The organism is Agathobaculum massiliense (genome assembly GCF_900291975.1).
Lineage (GTDB): Bacteria > Bacillota > Clostridia > Oscillospirales > Butyricicoccaceae > Agathobaculum > Agathobaculum ammoniilyticum.
In genome coordinates this window covers 1,038,734-1,054,506 of record NZ_OMPN01000001.1, presented here as the reverse complement: position 1 = coordinate 1,054,506, position 15,773 = coordinate 1,038,734, and the positions used below count along the sequence as shown (strand labels likewise).

The window sequence follows — 15,773 nt, the reverse complement described above, 5'->3', positions numbered from 1 at the left end:
AGGTGGAAGTATGAAGGAAAAGATCAAGGGTATGTTTTTGCATTCGCTGGGCAACCGTCTGTTTTTATACTTCACGCTGCTGATGGCCGTGCCGCTGACTCTGGTAGGTTTTTCAGTTTACGCGATCTCAGTGGCACATATCAGCGATATGGCGCTGCAATCGAGCACGCAGATCGTCGAAAAAGTGTCCGGCGATATGGACAGCCTGCTGACCGATATGGTCTATATCTCGCGCCTGGTGGATAACGACAAGTTTATCGAGCAGGCAACGCAGCAAAACGCCGCTTTTTCCTCCGAACAGGCGGTGCAAACGATCGAGGACCGCCTGCGCGCGATCAACGAGTTCCGCACCGACATCGAGGCGATTTATGTGCGCACAGACAGCGGCGTGCGGGCAAAATCACGCTATTATCCCCTGCGGAACGAGCCGTTATTGTCGGATGAGGACTACGAGCGCATCAAAAACCGCACGTATGACGAGTGGTTCGTCTCGGAGCATGGTTCGCTCGTGCTCGACAACCGGGATGGAGGCGTGCTGGCAGTCGCCGCGGCGCTTAATGATGCCGCGACCGGGCGGCCGAACGGCGTGGTGCTGGTCGAAGTGCGACAGGACACGCTGCGCTCGATGCTTGACGTCAACATCGGGCGCGAGGGCAGCGTGCTGCTCCTCAACGCGCAGAACGAGCTGATGAGCGCGGTGGTCGATGGGGAAAGCGAGGCCGTGCGCTCGACGCTTGAAGTATCCGGCCGCACGGCGATCGGCACCGACCTGCGCGTGGTGGACAACAAGCGGGACATCCTGCTGTTCCAGCGCATGCAGGGCAGCAACTGGGTGATCGCGGGCGTGGTGCCCAAAAGCTTTCTGCGGCAGAACGGCAAGCTGATCCTGATGAGCATTTTGCTCATTGCAGGGTTTGCGCTGCTGTGCAACATCGCGGTTTCGGGGCGGCTTCGCGATTATGAGCTGCGCCCCATCCGCGAGATGATCGCCTATGTCCGCTCGGTGCGGGACGGCCGCTTCGGCGAGCCGCTCGAAGCCGTGCGGGATGACGAGATCGGCGAGCTATCCAAAAACATGCAAAGCATGTCCGAGCGCATCGGCAGCCTGATGGAAGCGGTTAAGGAGGAGCAGGAACAGCTCCGCATGGCAGAATTTAAGGCGATGCAGGCGCAGATCAACCCGCATTTCCTATATAACACGCTCGACTCGATCGCATGGCTGTCGCGCGACGGCAAAAACCAGTCCGTCGTTGAAATGGTGCAGGCGCTGACCACCTTTTTCCGCACCGGTCTCAGCCGCGGGCGCGATATCATCACGGTCGCCGAGGAGGCTCGGCACGTGCGCAGCTATCTGACCATCCAGAAGATGCGCTATGCCCAGCAGTTCGATTATATGCTGTATGTCGATCCGGCGGTCGAGTCGTGCGCGGTGCCCAAGCTGATTTTGCAGCCGCTGGTCGAAAACGCGCTGTATCACGGCATTAAAACCTGCCAGCACAAATGCATGCTGTTCGTCAACGTGCTGGGCGTGGAGGACGGTGTGCTGTTTGAAATTCTGGACAACGGCGTGGGCATGCCGCCGGACAAGCTCCGCGCGCTGCAAAACGCGCTCGAGCGGACGGGCGGCAAGCGCGCTGAGAGCTTCGGCATGCTTAACGTTTACGACCGCATCCGGGCGCTGACGCGCGGCAGGTTCAGCTTCCGCATACAAAGCGAAGAGGGGATCGGCACGTCGATCACCATCCGCATCAACCGTTTTTTGGAGGAATGACCGATGTATCAGGTAATGGTAGCAGACGATGAACAGATCATCCGTGAGGGACTTTGCAAGGCTATCCCGTGGGATACGCTTGGCCTTTCGCTCGCCGGACAGGCGGCAAACGGCGTCGAGGCGTGGACGCTCATCGAGCGGTGCCATCCCGAAATCGTGCTCACCGATATCCGAATGCCGTATCTGGACGGCATCGAGCTGATCCGCAGGATACGCGGCAGCGGGCTGCAAACGCGCGTCGTCATCCTGTCGGGATACAGCGAGTTTGAATACGCGCAGACCGCGGTCAAGCTCGGCGTATCCGATTATGTGATGAAGCCGGTCGACGTTCCCGCGATGTGCCGCACGCTGCGCGGCATTAAAGACGAGCTGGACGCCCAGTTCCACCGGGAAAACGAGGTCGAGGAGCTGCGCCGCCGCATCCAGGAGGATAGCCAGCTCGCGCTGCACGGTAAGATCCTGCGTTATGTGCGCCGCCGCATCAGCAGCCGGCAGTTTTTGGAGGAACTGCCGCAGACGCTTGCGGAAAGCGCGTTCTGCCTGTGCGGGCTTTTGCAGCTCGACCGGTTTGACCATCTCACCGGCGGTATGCCGGAAGAGGAAATATTCCGGTTGACGCAGGAACTGGAGGCGGTCATGCTTGAGCAGGCCGACGAAAGCGGGATGCAGGTCATTGAGGAGAGCAACGGGCGGTACCTGCTGCTGTTTTACGGCAAAGCGGAGGCGGATGTCGCTTTTGCCGCGCGCTCGTATATCCGCAGGCTGCGCATGTCGATCACCGGGCATGATTATACGACCGCGGTTTCCGCCGTATTCCCGTCCATCGACCGCTGTCCCGAAGCTTATGACATGGCAATGCAGACATTGGAGCGCGCGTTTCTCGTAGGCGTCAATCAGGATGTCGAGCCTGAAGCCGACAAGCAGGCGGCGGGGCTGCCCGATACGTTCGACGTGAGCCGCGTGGTGCGTACGATAGCGACCTTTGACAAAGAGGCCATCCGCAGGGAATTTGACGCCATCGAGCAGGATATCCGGAAAACACGGCACAACTCGTTTTTATACACCCGCATGATGGTCAGCTTTGTCTATGGCGAGATCATGAAGCTGCTGGCCGATATCCACTGCCCGCTTCAGGAGATCATGGAGGATTCGACCGGCGCGTACAAGCGCATTCTCGCGTGCCAGACACTCAGCGGCATGATGAACCAGCTTTACGAGTTCATCGCGGAGATCTGCGATTTTCTGGACGACAGCCACGACGCAAGCAAGACGGTGGTCGAGCGCGCCAAGCTGTACATCGAGGGGCATTTCTCCGAGTCCGGCTTGACGCTCGACGAGGTTGCCGGCGCGGTCGGCATGTCGCCCAACTATTTCAGCGCGCTTTTTAAGCAGAACGAGGGGCAGTCCTTTATCAGATACCTGACCGGGGTGCGACTCGACCATGCGAAACGGCTGCTCGGCGCGGGAGACCATCGCTCCTATGAGGTCAGCTACCAATGCGGCTATGAAAATCCGACCTATTTCAGCACGATCTTTAAGCGGCATATCGGCATGTCTCCATCGGAGTACCGCGCGGCGCACAGCGGCGGCGCGGAAAACCCGTGACGGCCGGGCGCGCGGGCCGTCTGCGCGCCGCTGCCTGCCTGCTGGCGGCGACCGTACTGATCCTGCTGGCGGCGAAAACCTGTGCCAAGCCGGTACAGCGGGTTGCGGTCGTGGTCGCACCGGGCGGCGATCCGCTGCGCGCGGCGGCGTTTGCAAACGGAGCGGAGTTCATGCTGTCGCAGGCGAACGGGCTGGAGATGCGCTTGTTTGAAACAGACGGTTCGCTGCCCTCGCTGCGCAAGGTGGGTGCACGGCTTGTGCAGGAACAGTATTGCGGCGTGCTGACCAATGTAGGTCAGGCGGCGCTGCTTGCGGACGGGCGGGAAATACCGGTGCTGACCACGGGCACGCCCGCGCAGGCTATTCGGACAACGGCCGGGCGGGACGACGAGGTGGCGGCGCTGCTTTCCTATGCCGGGGAGACGGGCATGGAGTCGCTCGCCATCCTGCTGCCAGATGGTACGGCAGCCTGGGGCGAACTGCTGGGATGGCTGTGCACGCATCTGGAAAGCAACTTGTACGCCTATACCGATCAGGACGGCGGCATCACGGCGGCGCTTGACAGCATCGTCGCCCAGCAGGCGGACGGCGTGCTGGTCTGGGGCGATACGACCGAAGTGCCGCGCATGATCTCCGGCCTGCGGCACGCGGGCTACACGGGCGCGATTCTGGGACCGTCCTTTCTGGCGGGCTATGAGTCGCTCGGCATCAACGCGGGGCAGGCCACCGGCCTGCGCTTTGCCGCGCAGTATACCGACCCGCGCCACAATGCGGAGGTACTCACGCGGCGGCAGCAGCAGTTTATCAGGGAATACACCGCCTATTTTGGGGAAGAACCGCTGTTTGCAGAAAGCTACTACGGCGCCGATCAGGCGCTGATTCTGGAACAGATGCTCCGCGTGCAGCGGGAGGGCGACCCGCCGTTGGGCACGCTTCTGCGCTGCGGCCGAATCGAAGGGATTGTGCAGCCGTACGATTACAGCAGGAACCCAAGCACTGGCATTACCGGGATGGTGGTCTACCAGATCCAGTCCGGACATATCGAGGAAGCCCGGTAAACGGCAAAAAGGCAGGCGCCCTTCGGGGAGCTTTTTAGCGCTCATTCCAGTTCGAACGCGCCGGTATAGAGCTGATAGTATTTGCCGTACTCCGCGATGAGTTCAGCGTGATTGCTGCGCTCAATGATGCGGCCAAGCTCGAGTACCATGATCACGTCGGCATTCTGCACGGTACTCAGGCGGTGCGCAATGACGAACACCGTGCGGCCGTACATTCCCTGCTGCACGATCGACTCTGTGCGCGTGTCGATGCTGCTCGTCGCTTCGTCGAGGATCATGACCGGCGGATCGGACGCCGCCGCGCTCCTGCGAAAGACTGCCGCCGTCGCCGCCGATCTCGGTGTCGTACCCGTCGGGCAGGCGGCGGATGAAGTCGTCCGCGTTCGCAAGCGACGCGGCCGCTTCGACCTCCTCGTCAGTCGCGGACAGGTTGCCGTAGCGGATATTGTCGCGGATTGTGCCCGTGAACAGGTTGGTATCCTGCAAAACGATGCCGAGCGAGCGCCGCAGATCGGCCTTTTTGATTTTATTAATATTGATGCCGTCGTAACGAATCTTGCCGTCGGCCAGGTCGTAAAAGCGCACGTCGCCGCGCACCTTTTCATAGGTGACTGTACCGTCCTCATGCGGATGCTTCCACGCCCAGATGTTGGTCTTCTCCGGCGTTTCATATAGGCTGCCGTCGGCATTCACGCGAGCGTTGACCAACGTGACGTAGCCGTTGTCCACCTCCGGTTCCTCATCCATCAGCTCGAAGATGCGCTCCGCGCCCGCCAGCGCCATGACGATCGAGTTTACCTGCTGCGAGATCTGGCTGACCGGCTGGGTGAATGTCTTGGTGAGTTGGAGAAATGAGGCGATCACGCCGAGCGTGATGCCGCCCGAAACGCCGGTCAGCACCAGCGTACCGCCGACCATGGCAACCAGCACATATAAAAGGTTGCCGATGTTCATCATGATCGGCATGAGGATGTTGGCGAAGGTATTCGCCTTGGTCGCATTCTGGCGCAGCTCCTCATTGAGTACGTCGAACTGCTCCTTGCATTTCTCCTCGCGGCAGAACACCTTGACGACTTTCTGCCCACCGATCATTTCTTCAATATAGCCGTTGACCTTGCCGAGCGACTTCTGCTGTTCCAAAAAGAATTTAGCGGAATTGCCGCCGATCTTACCAGTCACCCGCAGCATAACAAACACGCCCACGAGGACGAACAGCGTCAGCCACACGTTGATGAACAGCATGGCGGCAAGCACTGCGATGATCGTGATGGCCGAAGAAAACATCTGTGGCACCGATTGGCTGAGCTTCTGTTGCAGGGTATCGGTATCATTGGTGTAATGGCTCATCACGTCGCTGTGCGTGTTGGTATCGAAATAGCGGATGGGCAGCGTCTGCATATGCGCGAACATCTGGTCGCGGATGGTCTTCAAAACGCCCTGCGAGATCGAAACCATCAGGCGGTTATACAAGAACGTCGACAAAATGCCAACCACATAGACACATGCCATCAGGCTAAGCGCTTTTAGCAGGCCGCTGAACACCGGGCTCGCCTGTCCAAGCATCGGCGTGATATAATCGTCGATCAGCACGCGCAGGAATATCGAGCCGCCGACGTTTGCCAGCGCGGAAAGCACGATGCAGACCAGCACGGTGAAGAATTTTGCGCTGTTATCCTGTTTTAATATAAGAAAGAATGCGCGAAAGCGCCTTTTTCGGGCTTTTCGCTTTCCTGCCTCCGGCCATCCGGCCGCGGCGTCCTCCCATGGGTCCCAGCATTATTCCTCGCCTCCTTTCTGCTGCTGGCAATATACTTCCTGGTAAATGGTGTTTGAAGCGAGCAGCTCGTCATGCGTGCCGACCGCGTTAATCTGACTATTGTCCATCACGATGATCTGGTCTGCGTCCTGCACGGACAACACGCGCTGCGCGATGATGATTTTGGTTGTGTCCGGAATCTCCTCCGCGAACGCTTTCCGGATCAGCGCGTCGGTCTTGGTGTCAACCGCCGAGGTCGAGTCGCCCAGAATCAGTATTTTAGGCTTTTTCAGCAGCGCGCGGGCGATGCACAATGCTGCTTCTGGCCGCCGGACACATTGGTGTCGCCCTGCTCGATATGCGTGTCGTACCCATCGGGCATCTGGGAGATGAACTCGTCGGCCTGCACCAGCTTGCACACGCGGCGAAGCTCCTCGTCCGAAGCACTCTCATCGCCCCAGCGCAGGTTTTCTTTAATGGTGCCCGAAAACAACACGTTTTTTTGCAGCACCATTGCAACCTCGCTGCGTAGCGTATTCAGATGATAGGCGCGCACGTCAACGCCGCCCACCTTGACGCCGCCCTCGGTCACGTCGTATAGGCGGGATGAGCTGCACAAGTGATGATTTCGCCGAGCCGGTGCCGCCCAGTATGACGATCGTCTGCCCAGCTTGATATTCAGATTGACATCGCGCAGTGCAAACTTTTTATAGCTGAAGCTGACGCGTTCGAACGACACATCGTCGTTCTTGACCTCATAGGCCGGCTTTCCCGGATCGTGCAGGTTGCTTTCTTCGGTGAGCAGCTCGCTGATGCGCTGCGCAGACGCGCGGCTCATCGTGATCATCACGAAGACCATTGCGACCATCATCAGGCTCATAAGGATCTGCATAACATAGGAAAACCGACTGGTCAGTTCGCCGGTTGTCATGCTGCCGCCGACGATCAGGCGCGCACCGAACCACGAAATCAGCAGGATGCACGCATACAAGCACAGCTGCATGAGCGGCCTGGCGCAGACCATGGTTTTCTGCACCTTGGAAAATTCCTTATAGAACAGGCCGGAAACGCCCTTGAACTTTGCCGTTTCATGCTCTTCGCGCACATACGCCTTGACCACGCGGAGGCCGCTCAGGTTTTCCTGCACGACCGTGTTCATGCGGTCGTAGGTTTTGAACACGCGGGCGAACACGGGGCTGACGATCTTCATTAAAATTCCGAGGCCGATTGCCAGCACGGGCAGCACGGGCAGCACGCCCAGAAACGCCCACGCAACCTGCCCATTGATGCGGAACGCCATCGCGAGCGAGAACACCAGCATGACACGGCAACGCACCGCGATACGCGTGATCATCTGAAAAGAATTTTGGACGTTGGTCACATCAGTCGTCAAGCGGGTGACGATCGAGCCTGTGGAAAATTTATCGATATTGGAAAACGAAAAATCCTGCACCTTATAATACATATCATGCCGCAGGTTCCGCGCAAAACCCGCCGAGGCGCGCGACGCATAGGTACCCGCCAGCGCGCCGAACACCAGCGCGAGCATGGCGCAGCCGACCAAAATCAGGCCACATTTCCAGATCTCGCCGAGATCGCCCCGTCAATGCCGCGGTCGATCAGCAGGGCCATCACCGTTGGGATGACGACTCCATCACGACCTCCAAAATCACGAAAAACGGGGTGAGCAGCGCGTCCTTCTTGAACTCGCGCACTCGTTTCGCCAGTTGCTTGATCATATTCTGTCTCATCCGAAGTCTTGCGTTGGTATCGTTCCAGATTCTCCCGAATCTTGCCGCACACGGCAAACCATGTGGCTATCTCCGCTTCGCTCATGCCTTCCCGCATAAGTGCCTCGGTTTTTTTCAAGCCCCTTGTGTATTTCCGCGTTCAGTGCGCGCGCTTTTTCGGTCAGCACAAGGCGCTTGAGCCGCGCGTCGTGCACTATCTGCTCGCGGTAAAGCAACCCGTGCTGTTCCATGAGCTGCAAGATGCCGGTCGCGGTCGAGCAGCGCATGGCAAACTGTGTTTCGATATCGCGCTGAAACCGGTTCCCCTGCCCCTCGCTCTGGATCAGATAGTGCAATACCATGCTCTGCATGCCCATGATGCAATCGACATCCGAGCCGGCCATCATGCAGGCCATCTGCCGTTTGAGCAGATTGTTGGGCATGCCCAGTTCCGCACCGATTCATTTTTTCACAATCTGTTAGCCTCCTTACTGTTAGTGTACTAATATAGTGTGCGCCTTTTCCCAGAAAAGTGGAAATTCAGGCAGTGACCTCTGGACTTGTAGCATATGTCGTTTTTTATGATAGCACCTACGTCAATATCCCGACTGCGTCTAATCTTGTACGGGCAGAAGACGATAACCTTAATCGCACATCGGCAGTATTCACTTATAATCACCGGTCAACCAGCACGATTACACTGGTTGTAGGAAGACAATATCTTTTATATGCTGCTGAAGGCGATTCTACGGTATCTAGTTCGCTCACGTTCAATCCTGGTGAATATCCCCTTTCTGCAAGTCAGGCAACTGCCGGCAAGGATGGTATTGGCACACAGCGAGCCGATGGAAAAAATACAAAATGGGTCTGCCTGGGCAACTACGGTTGTGTATATGATATTAACTTTGTTAGCACCAAAAATAGAATTGCTAAAATTGCACCGATCCGTGCTAACAGTTGTTGCTTTATGGCACGAGCAAATGGCGGAGTATGGTATGATTATTCTAATATTACAAAGAATAATCCATATGATTTGTAATAGTACTACTCCATATAAAATACAAGGCTAATAAGTAGCTTTTCAAAAGCAGAAAATAAATAGCAATGCTTATAACAGCATGATATAATGCAGGTAAGAGCAACTTGGAATTTTTACGAAACGGAGGTTCTCATGAAGAAAGACGATAGAAAAAGGTGTTCGTGGGCAACTACGGAACGCTATAAAGAATACCATGACAGAGAGTGGGGAAAGCCAGTTCATAATGATAGAAAACTATTTGAAATGCTAATTCTCGAAGGTATGCAAGCTGGATTATCATGGCTAACGATATTAAATAAAAGAATGGCATTTCGAGAAGCCTTTGACCAGTTTGATTATCATAAAATTGCTCTCTATAACGAAACTAAAATTGATGAGTTAATGCAAAATCCCAATATTGTTCGCAACAGGTTGAAAATCAAGTCGTCAATCATAAACGCACAGCAATTTATTAAAGTTCAAGAAGAATATGGAAGCTTTGATGCGTTTATTTGGTCTTATGTTGATAACAAACCTATCCTTGATCATTTTAAGTCGGAAACTGAAATTCCTGCAAAAACGCCGCTTTCAGATAAAATAAGTAAGGACTTGAAAGAACGCGGTTTTAAATTTGTAGGCAGTACGATTGTATATGCCTATATGCAGGCAATCGGAATTGTAAATGACCATGTGAAAAGTTGCTATTTGTATGTACCGGAATAATTATTTTATATATGCCCTTTAAGCGTTGATTTTCCATATCGCTACATTTGTTCTGAGTACCGACCCAGTCGATCTATTCTGTTGGCCTGCATTTTGTGGAGGAAACCTCCACTTCACAAGGGAGGAATAAGAGGATATAATAAAGGAGAAATCAGGTCAGAGTATTCGTGTCAGAGTAACCGCCCAGAGGCAGTCTGCCTGCCTGAGTTGTACATGATTTCGCAGCCTGATGAACACCGCAAAGACCGTATAGTACCTAATGGTGCTGTGCGGTCTTTTTTTGCGCAAAGATGGAAAGGAAGATCAATATGCAATGACAGAAAAGCTGATGAAAGCTATCTACAGTGACCCAGCCCAAACAATCACCCTTACAGCCTGGGCGGATACCGTTGCCGTGGACCCGCGGGACAATTTGCTCATCGCGGTCCGGCTGAGCGGCTATCCGGAAGTGACAGCCGGCCTTGTCAACGCGGTCAGCGGCGGAGGCACGCTGTCCGTGCAGCTGGATGGGGAAACCCTGGTATGCACCCCCCAACAGGGGCGGTACAGCAAGGCGGTATCCAGAGACGGTACATATGCCGTGGCTGCCCTGCTCTGGGACAACCAGAGCGCGCGGAAGCAGGGCGAAAAGCAACAGACGGAAGAGATGGAGGGAAAGGAACAAAAGGAGAAAACAGATAAAGCGCAGGAGGCGAGGGTGTATTACCTCGCCTGCCCCGTACGGGACAAAACTGCCCTGTATCATGAGATCGACAAAGTAAGCACCATCCCCATGCTGCCGGAATTCAGGGACTACATGATAAACGAGCTCCAGGCAAGGGATATGATGGCGCCGTGCCGTGTGTACACAACAGGGGAGCCCTTTGCCATATGGCGGCTCACCTGCACGCCGGACGATCAGAATATCGAGGACGTACTTACAGACGGCTTGAAAGCAGGGGTTATCCGTATCCCCAGCACATGGCCCTGCCAGCCGGACGCGTTTACAGAGATCAACGGCGTAGCCGGCTACCTGTGGGCGTTCGGTTTCGTGATCGCGTCCCGCATCCGCGGGCAGTTCCAGCCCCTGTATGATCCGGCCCAGGAGCCGTTGTCAGAGGGGGTGCTGGGGCTGGACCAGTTCGTGGCGCAGACGGCAGGGTACCACCTGTACGGCGCCCAACTCGCCGCCGCGGAAGCGCTGCGGCGCAGGCTGCAGACCGCCAGGTTCGGTCTGATCATCGCGGAATGCGGCAGCGGAAAGTCTAAGGTCGGCAGCATTGCCATGCAGTCGTATTGCAAAAGCACAGGAAATGCCTGCATATCGTCCTCTGCCCCTCCCACATGACAGGCAAATGGGTGCGCGAGCTGGAGGAGGCCATCTCAAACGCGCGTGCCGCCATCGTGCGGACGTCAGCGGACATGGACGCCCTCTACGCGGGGTATGCCCGCGGCGGCCGCACCGTGTTTGCAGTCATGTCCAAGGAAAACGCGCTGGACGGCTATATGCGCCGCCCAGCGGCCAGATGGGACGCAAGGCGGCAGGGCTTTACCTGCCCGGACTGCGGCAGCGTGATCCAGATGGAATTTATGGACTGCGGTAAGCGGACATTGACAGACGCCACGCCGGAATACTTCCGGACAGAGACCCGCGCCAACCGCAAGTGCGAAGGCTGCGGCGCTGTCCTCTGGACAGCCACCACCGCGGAGGAACAGAGCGAATGGGTGCGCATCAGCCATCTGGGCTATGTCCACCGCCGTTTTGCGTACCTTGCGCGGGACGCCTGCAAAACAGCGGCGGCGAAAAAGCAGCTTGCCGCCCTGCTGCGCGAGCCGGACCGTTTCATGGCCGCCCGCGGCGCGTGCCGCCGCTTCCCGCTCAGCACCTATATCAAAAACCGGTACAGAGGGAAGATAGACGGCCTGATAGCGGATGAACTGCACCAGTTTTCCGCGGACAGCGGCCAGGGGACGCGATGGGCGAGTTGTTCGCCGCCGCGAAAAAATGCATCGGCATGACGGCAACCCTCATCAACGGCTATGCCTCCGGTATCTTCTATCTGCTCTACCGCATGTGTGCATACCGTATGGAGCAGGATGGGCAAAGCTATGCCGCCCCCGCGCAGTTTGCGCGGGAATACGGCGTGACAGAGGACACTTACGAAGTAACGGAAGGCGGGTACAACAGCAACCGGCGCACCGCGAAGCGGAAAAAACGCTCCCGTCAGAAGCCGGGCGTTTCGCCGCTGGTGTACAGCCGCTTCCTGCTGGAGAACGGCGTGTTCCTCTCGCTCATGGATATGGGCAAGGACCTGCCGGAATACGAGGAGATCCCCGTACCGCTCAGGCTTCCGGAGAACCAGCAAAGAGCCTATGACGATCTGGAGCACGCTTTCCATGGGATCTTCAAGGACCGCAGCCGCGAAGGGCGTAAGCTCGCCCAGAAGCTGTTGTCCGTGTCCCTGAACCTCATGATGGCTTATCCGGACCAGCCGTACGGCCATGAGCCGGTCCTGCATCCGGTCACCGCAGACCCGATCCTGGTGCCGGAGGACAGCGGTGCGCCGGAGGAACAGACCGAAAAAGACCGGCGCACGCTGGAGATCATTCGCCGCAAGGTGAGTGCCGGCGAGCGCGTACTGCTCTACGTGAACTGGGTACGTCTGGACAGCCGGACACGGCTCAAGCGCTTTCTCATGGATGCCGGCGTCCGCGCCGAGATCATGGAGGATACCGTCCCGCCTCGCAAACAGGAAGAATGGGTGGCAAACCACCTCCGGCAGGGCATGTAGGTGATGATCGTCAATCCGGCCAAAATTGAGAAAGGCTGTGCGTCCGTAAGGACACCTTATTTCGTGTGATACGAAAGCTGCCCGAGGACTGTTAGAAATTCTGCTGTTGGCATAACAGCAACAAAAAGTATCATTGATTTTCCCACAAATGAAAAGAACCACGCATATCAAGCGTGGTTCCCGATAAGTCGATAAATTGGAATCTGCTATTCCTTTGATTTGCTCCCGAAAATAACCAAAACCAATTCAATAATACCCCAAACAAGACCGATATAGAAAAAAGGTGCCTGGAACTGCAAAATTATTTCCAAGCAATAGTAAGGCTAACCCTATCATCATGGTTCGATTTTTCATAACTCGTACCTCCGGAAAATTCCAATTTATTGAGATTAAAATTAACCAAAAACTTGATGGTTCAACAGCCTATAACAATGTAAATTCTACAGTCAGTGGTAGTAAGGTGGTGAGTGTAATGCTTACGTCGCTTACGCCACAGGATGTCATGGTGAAACGCTTTATCAGCTATTGCTGGAAAGCAATCGAAAATCAGACAAGTGAAGTATACAGATTTTTGCGAAAAGATGCACTATGCCATATTCCAGGTGCGCTGTTCTTTGAGGCCATTCCACAACCGGTAAATGTGATACATCTGACAGACACAGAATTTATAATTGGGGATATTTGCATACCGGTTTATGACAGCGATCTTGCTGATGTACTAAAACAGCTTTCGATAACACAGGGAGATTATCTTGCGTTCTTATTTTATACAGCAGGCCGATCAGGAGATAGCTTCAAGTATGAAGCTGACCAGAAAAAAGTAAGCTATCGGAAACGGAAAGCGATGAAACAACTCCGAGAACGGTTTGTGGGGGAAACGTGTGAAGAGTAAAGCAAAAGAGAAACGGATTCTAAGCTATGATACGGTCCAAAAAAGCTGTACATGGAGACGAACAGGCAATGCTACGGGTTGTACATTTCTTTCAACCGATAATCCATTCGAACGCCTTACGCCCGTGTATTGATGAGCAGGGTAACTATACATTTTACGTTGACCGGTTTGTCAAGGGGCATATTGAAAACGGGCTTTTAAGGGCGAATTGGGATTACCAGAAGTACCGGAACAAATAATCGCTTTTTTCATCGGCTTCCCCATGGGGATTTATAAAATGATTATGGGGAAGCCGATGAAAGGCGGCTGCAGTATGAGCCTTGACAAGTAAAGAGCATGGATGCGTTCCTATGAAGTAAGCGCCGGAAAGTTGCAATCCGCTGGGTTAAATGAGCAGATCAACAGCGACCATCGGCGGCTGAATACCTGCGGACCTAACATGGTAATTGCAGTTTAATTATGAACAAAGATTAGAAACCGAAATATGGGCGGTATGTGCCACAGACGTATGATGAGCCTGATTGAAAAACGCAATTGACAGTCATGCGAGATGAGATGATCCGCTGTACCCTATTGCATTGGAATAGAGGGCTTACCGCTATTCATATAATGTATTAGCCAATCGTGGAAAGGAGGCTAATCATGGCAAATGATGATAAAAACCAGATACTTTGCAGAAGTGTTTTCAAAAGTGGCGAAAGCACGACTTCAAAGGCTCAATTCACAAAAAAGTGGGCTGAGATGATAAATAGAATAGAGAAAAACAAGACGGTGCGCCTTACAAAATAGCAATGACAAGCTGTTTTCTGCATGGTATAATATGCAAGAAGCAGCTTGTTCCTATCTCTAAGGAGATATGAATATGAAAGTAGCTATTTATTGCCGCTTATCTGAAGAAGATAGAAACAAGCAATTTGAAACGGATGACAGCAACAGTATTCAGAACCAAAAGGCGATGCTGCTGCAATATGCTATGGAACAGGGGTGGGAACTTTACAACATTTACAGCGACGACGACTATACCGGTGCTGATAGGCGACGACCGGAATTTAACCGTCTACTAAAAGACGCGGAGCAACACAGGTTTGATATTATTCTTTGTAAGACGCAATCACGCTTTACTCGTGAACTTGAGTTGGTGGAAAAATACATTCACGGTTTATTCCCGATATGGGGCATACGTTTTATCAGTATAGTTGACAATGCAGATACCGCAAACAAGGGCAACAAAAAATCACGACAAATTAACGGGCTTGTCAATGAGTGGTATTTAGAGGATATGTCTGATAATATCCGCAGCGTCTTGACGAACAGACGGAAAAACGGTTTTCATATCGGTGCATTTGCTCTTTATGGATACAAGAAAGATCCCGACCAGAAAGGGCATTTGATAATCGATGAAGAAGCGGCAGCCGTTGTCCGTGAAGTTTTCACCCTGTTTTCACAAGGATACGGAAAAACTGCAATCGCCCGTATACTCAATGACAGGGGTATACCTAATCCAACAGAATATAAACGTCTGCATGGCTTGCGTTATAAATCGCCGAAAACAAAAAACAGTACCCTTTGGAAATACTATTCTATTTCCGATATGCTGCTAAACGAAATCTACATTGGCAATATGGTGCAGGGAAAATATGGAAGCGTGTCTTATAAAACCAAACAAAATAAGCCGCGTCCGAAAAGGGATTGGTATCGTGTTGAGGGAACACATGAGCCTATTATTGACAGGGAGTTGTGGGATAGGGTGCAGGCATTGCTTGTACAGCGAGCAAAGCCCTTTGACGTAGGCACAGTCGGTTTATTTGCAAGAAAAGCCCGTTGTGCAAATTGCGGCTACACTATGCGTTCTTCTAAATCAGCCCCTCGGCGCGGCGGAAAGCATTATCTAAAATGCTCTAACCATCATGTAACAAAGGACGCTTGTATTGGTTCCTTTATCTCTGTTGATAAACTGGAAAGAATGGTTATCGACGAGATCAATAAACTGGCGGTCGAGTATCTTGATAAAGACGAGTTAGAACAGAACATAGAATTTTGTGATAACTTGCAGGGACAGAAAAAATGCTTGCTCTCTGACATAGCTGTTTATGAGAAAAAGATTGCCGAGCTTTCCAAAGGTATCCGTGAACTTTATATGGATAAGGTAAAGGGGTTAATATCCGAAAATGATTATGTGGAAATGTCAAAGGACTTTACTACGGAGCGAGCCCGATTGGAACGTGGGATTGTTGACGGACAAAAACAGTTAGGCGAAATCGAGGAAAAAATCACGGTGGGCGATAACCGCCGTCAAATTATCGAACAATATTCCAGCTTGGAACACCTTAATCGTGAAATCGTGGAAATACTGATTGATTACATATCTGTCGGCAAGCGTATTCAGGGAACAAGGGACGTTCCGATTGAGATTCACTGGAACTTTTAATTTAAAGTTGTTCTTATATGA

13 protein-coding genes and 2 pseudogenes are annotated in these 15,773 nt (G+C 53.7%); 12 read left to right on the top strand and 3 right to left on the bottom strand.

Features of this window, described 5'->3' with window-relative positions; translation table 11 throughout:
- Positions 1–10 precede the first annotated feature (10 nt).
- From DBQ51_RS05515 to DBQ51_RS05505, 3 genes are read left to right on the top strand one after another with little or no spacing between them, the layout of a single operon-like run.
- A complete protein-coding gene (locus DBQ51_RS05515) occupies positions 11–1,771 on the top strand; it encodes a cache domain-containing sensor histidine kinase (protein ID WP_107630964.1) in 1,761 nt (586 codons plus the stop codon).
- A 3-nt stretch (positions 1,772–1,774) separates the two neighbouring features.
- A complete protein-coding gene (locus DBQ51_RS05510) occupies positions 1,775–3,376 on the top strand; it encodes a response regulator transcription factor (protein ID WP_107630963.1) in 1,602 nt (533 codons plus the stop codon).
- Positions 3,373–4,434: an ABC transporter substrate-binding protein gene (locus DBQ51_RS05505; protein WP_107630962.1), complete on the top strand. Its 1,062-nt coding sequence runs from the start codon at positions 3,373–3,375 to the stop codon at positions 4,432–4,434. The genes DBQ51_RS05510 and DBQ51_RS05505 overlap by 4 nt, the downstream gene beginning before the upstream one ends.
- 41 nt (positions 4,435–4,475) lie before the next feature.
- Here DBQ51_RS05505 and DBQ51_RS05500 read toward each other — a convergent pair.
- The 3 genes and pseudogenes from DBQ51_RS05500 to DBQ51_RS05490 form a co-directional block, all read right to left on the bottom strand.
- A pseudogene (locus DBQ51_RS05500) lies at positions 4,476–6,211 on the bottom strand (ABC transporter ATP-binding protein).
- Positions 6,211–7,929: pseudogene (locus DBQ51_RS05495) on the bottom strand (ABC transporter ATP-binding protein). Before DBQ51_RS05495 ends, DBQ51_RS05500 begins: the two co-directional pseudogenes overlap by 1 nt.
- 8 nt (positions 7,930–7,937) lie before the next feature.
- Complete coding sequence (locus DBQ51_RS05490) at positions 7,938–8,363, bottom strand: MarR family winged helix-turn-helix transcriptional regulator (RefSeq protein WP_107630961.1); 426 nt, start codon at positions 8,361–8,363, stop codon at positions 7,938–7,940.
- A 104-nt stretch (positions 8,364–8,467) separates the two neighbouring features.
- On the opposite strand from DBQ51_RS05490, the gene DBQ51_RS16480 reads away from it, so the two are divergent.
- The 9 genes from DBQ51_RS16480 (at position 8,468) to DBQ51_RS05450 (ending at position 15,752) form a co-directional block, all read left to right on the top strand.
- On the top strand, positions 8,468–8,959 hold the full coding sequence (locus DBQ51_RS16480) for a hypothetical protein (RefSeq protein WP_159068075.1): 492 nt from the start codon (positions 8,468–8,470) through the stop codon (positions 8,957–8,959).
- A 132-nt stretch (positions 8,960–9,091) separates the two neighbouring features.
- Positions 9,092–9,661 carry a DNA-3-methyladenine glycosylase I gene (locus DBQ51_RS05480; protein WP_054328139.1) on the top strand — a complete coding sequence of 190 codons (570 nt, stop codon included), beginning with the start codon at positions 9,092–9,094 and terminating at the stop codon, positions 9,659–9,661.
- Between the two features lie 313 nt (positions 9,662–9,974).
- Positions 9,975–10,988, top strand: a complete 1,014-nt coding sequence (locus DBQ51_RS05475) for a hypothetical protein (RefSeq protein ID WP_107630959.1) — start codon at positions 9,975–9,977, stop codon at positions 10,986–10,988.
- Positions 10,985–11,659, top strand: coding sequence for a hypothetical protein (locus DBQ51_RS05470; protein ID WP_107630958.1), 675 nt, complete (start codon positions 10,985–10,987; stop codon positions 11,657–11,659). Before DBQ51_RS05475 ends, DBQ51_RS05470 begins: the two co-directional genes overlap by 4 nt.
- Positions 11,617–12,432, top strand: coding sequence for a DEAD/DEAH box helicase (locus DBQ51_RS05465; protein WP_107630957.1), 816 nt, complete (start codon positions 11,617–11,619; stop codon positions 12,430–12,432). Before DBQ51_RS05470 ends, DBQ51_RS05465 begins: the two co-directional genes overlap by 43 nt.
- Before the next feature lie 337 nt (positions 12,433–12,769).
- Positions 12,770–13,324 carry a hypothetical protein gene (locus DBQ51_RS05460; RefSeq protein ID WP_159068074.1) on the top strand — a complete coding sequence of 185 codons (555 nt, stop codon included), beginning with the start codon at positions 12,770–12,772 and terminating at the stop codon, positions 13,322–13,324.
- 26 nt (positions 13,325–13,350) lie between these two features.
- A complete protein-coding gene (locus tag DBQ51_RS17535; RefSeq protein ID WP_107630955.1) occupies positions 13,351–13,563 on the top strand; it encodes a helix-turn-helix domain-containing protein in 213 nt (70 codons plus the stop codon).
- A gap of 403 nt (positions 13,564–13,966) precedes the next feature.
- On the top strand, positions 13,967–14,113 hold the full coding sequence (locus DBQ51_RS16800; protein WP_162838366.1) for a hypothetical protein: 147 nt from the start codon (positions 13,967–13,969) through the stop codon (positions 14,111–14,113).
- Positions 14,114–14,186: 73 nt separating this feature from the next.
- Complete coding sequence (locus DBQ51_RS05450) at positions 14,187–15,752, top strand: recombinase family protein (RefSeq protein ID WP_242977834.1); 1,566 nt, start codon at positions 14,187–14,189, stop codon at positions 15,750–15,752.
- Positions 15,753–15,773: the final 21 nt, after the last annotated feature.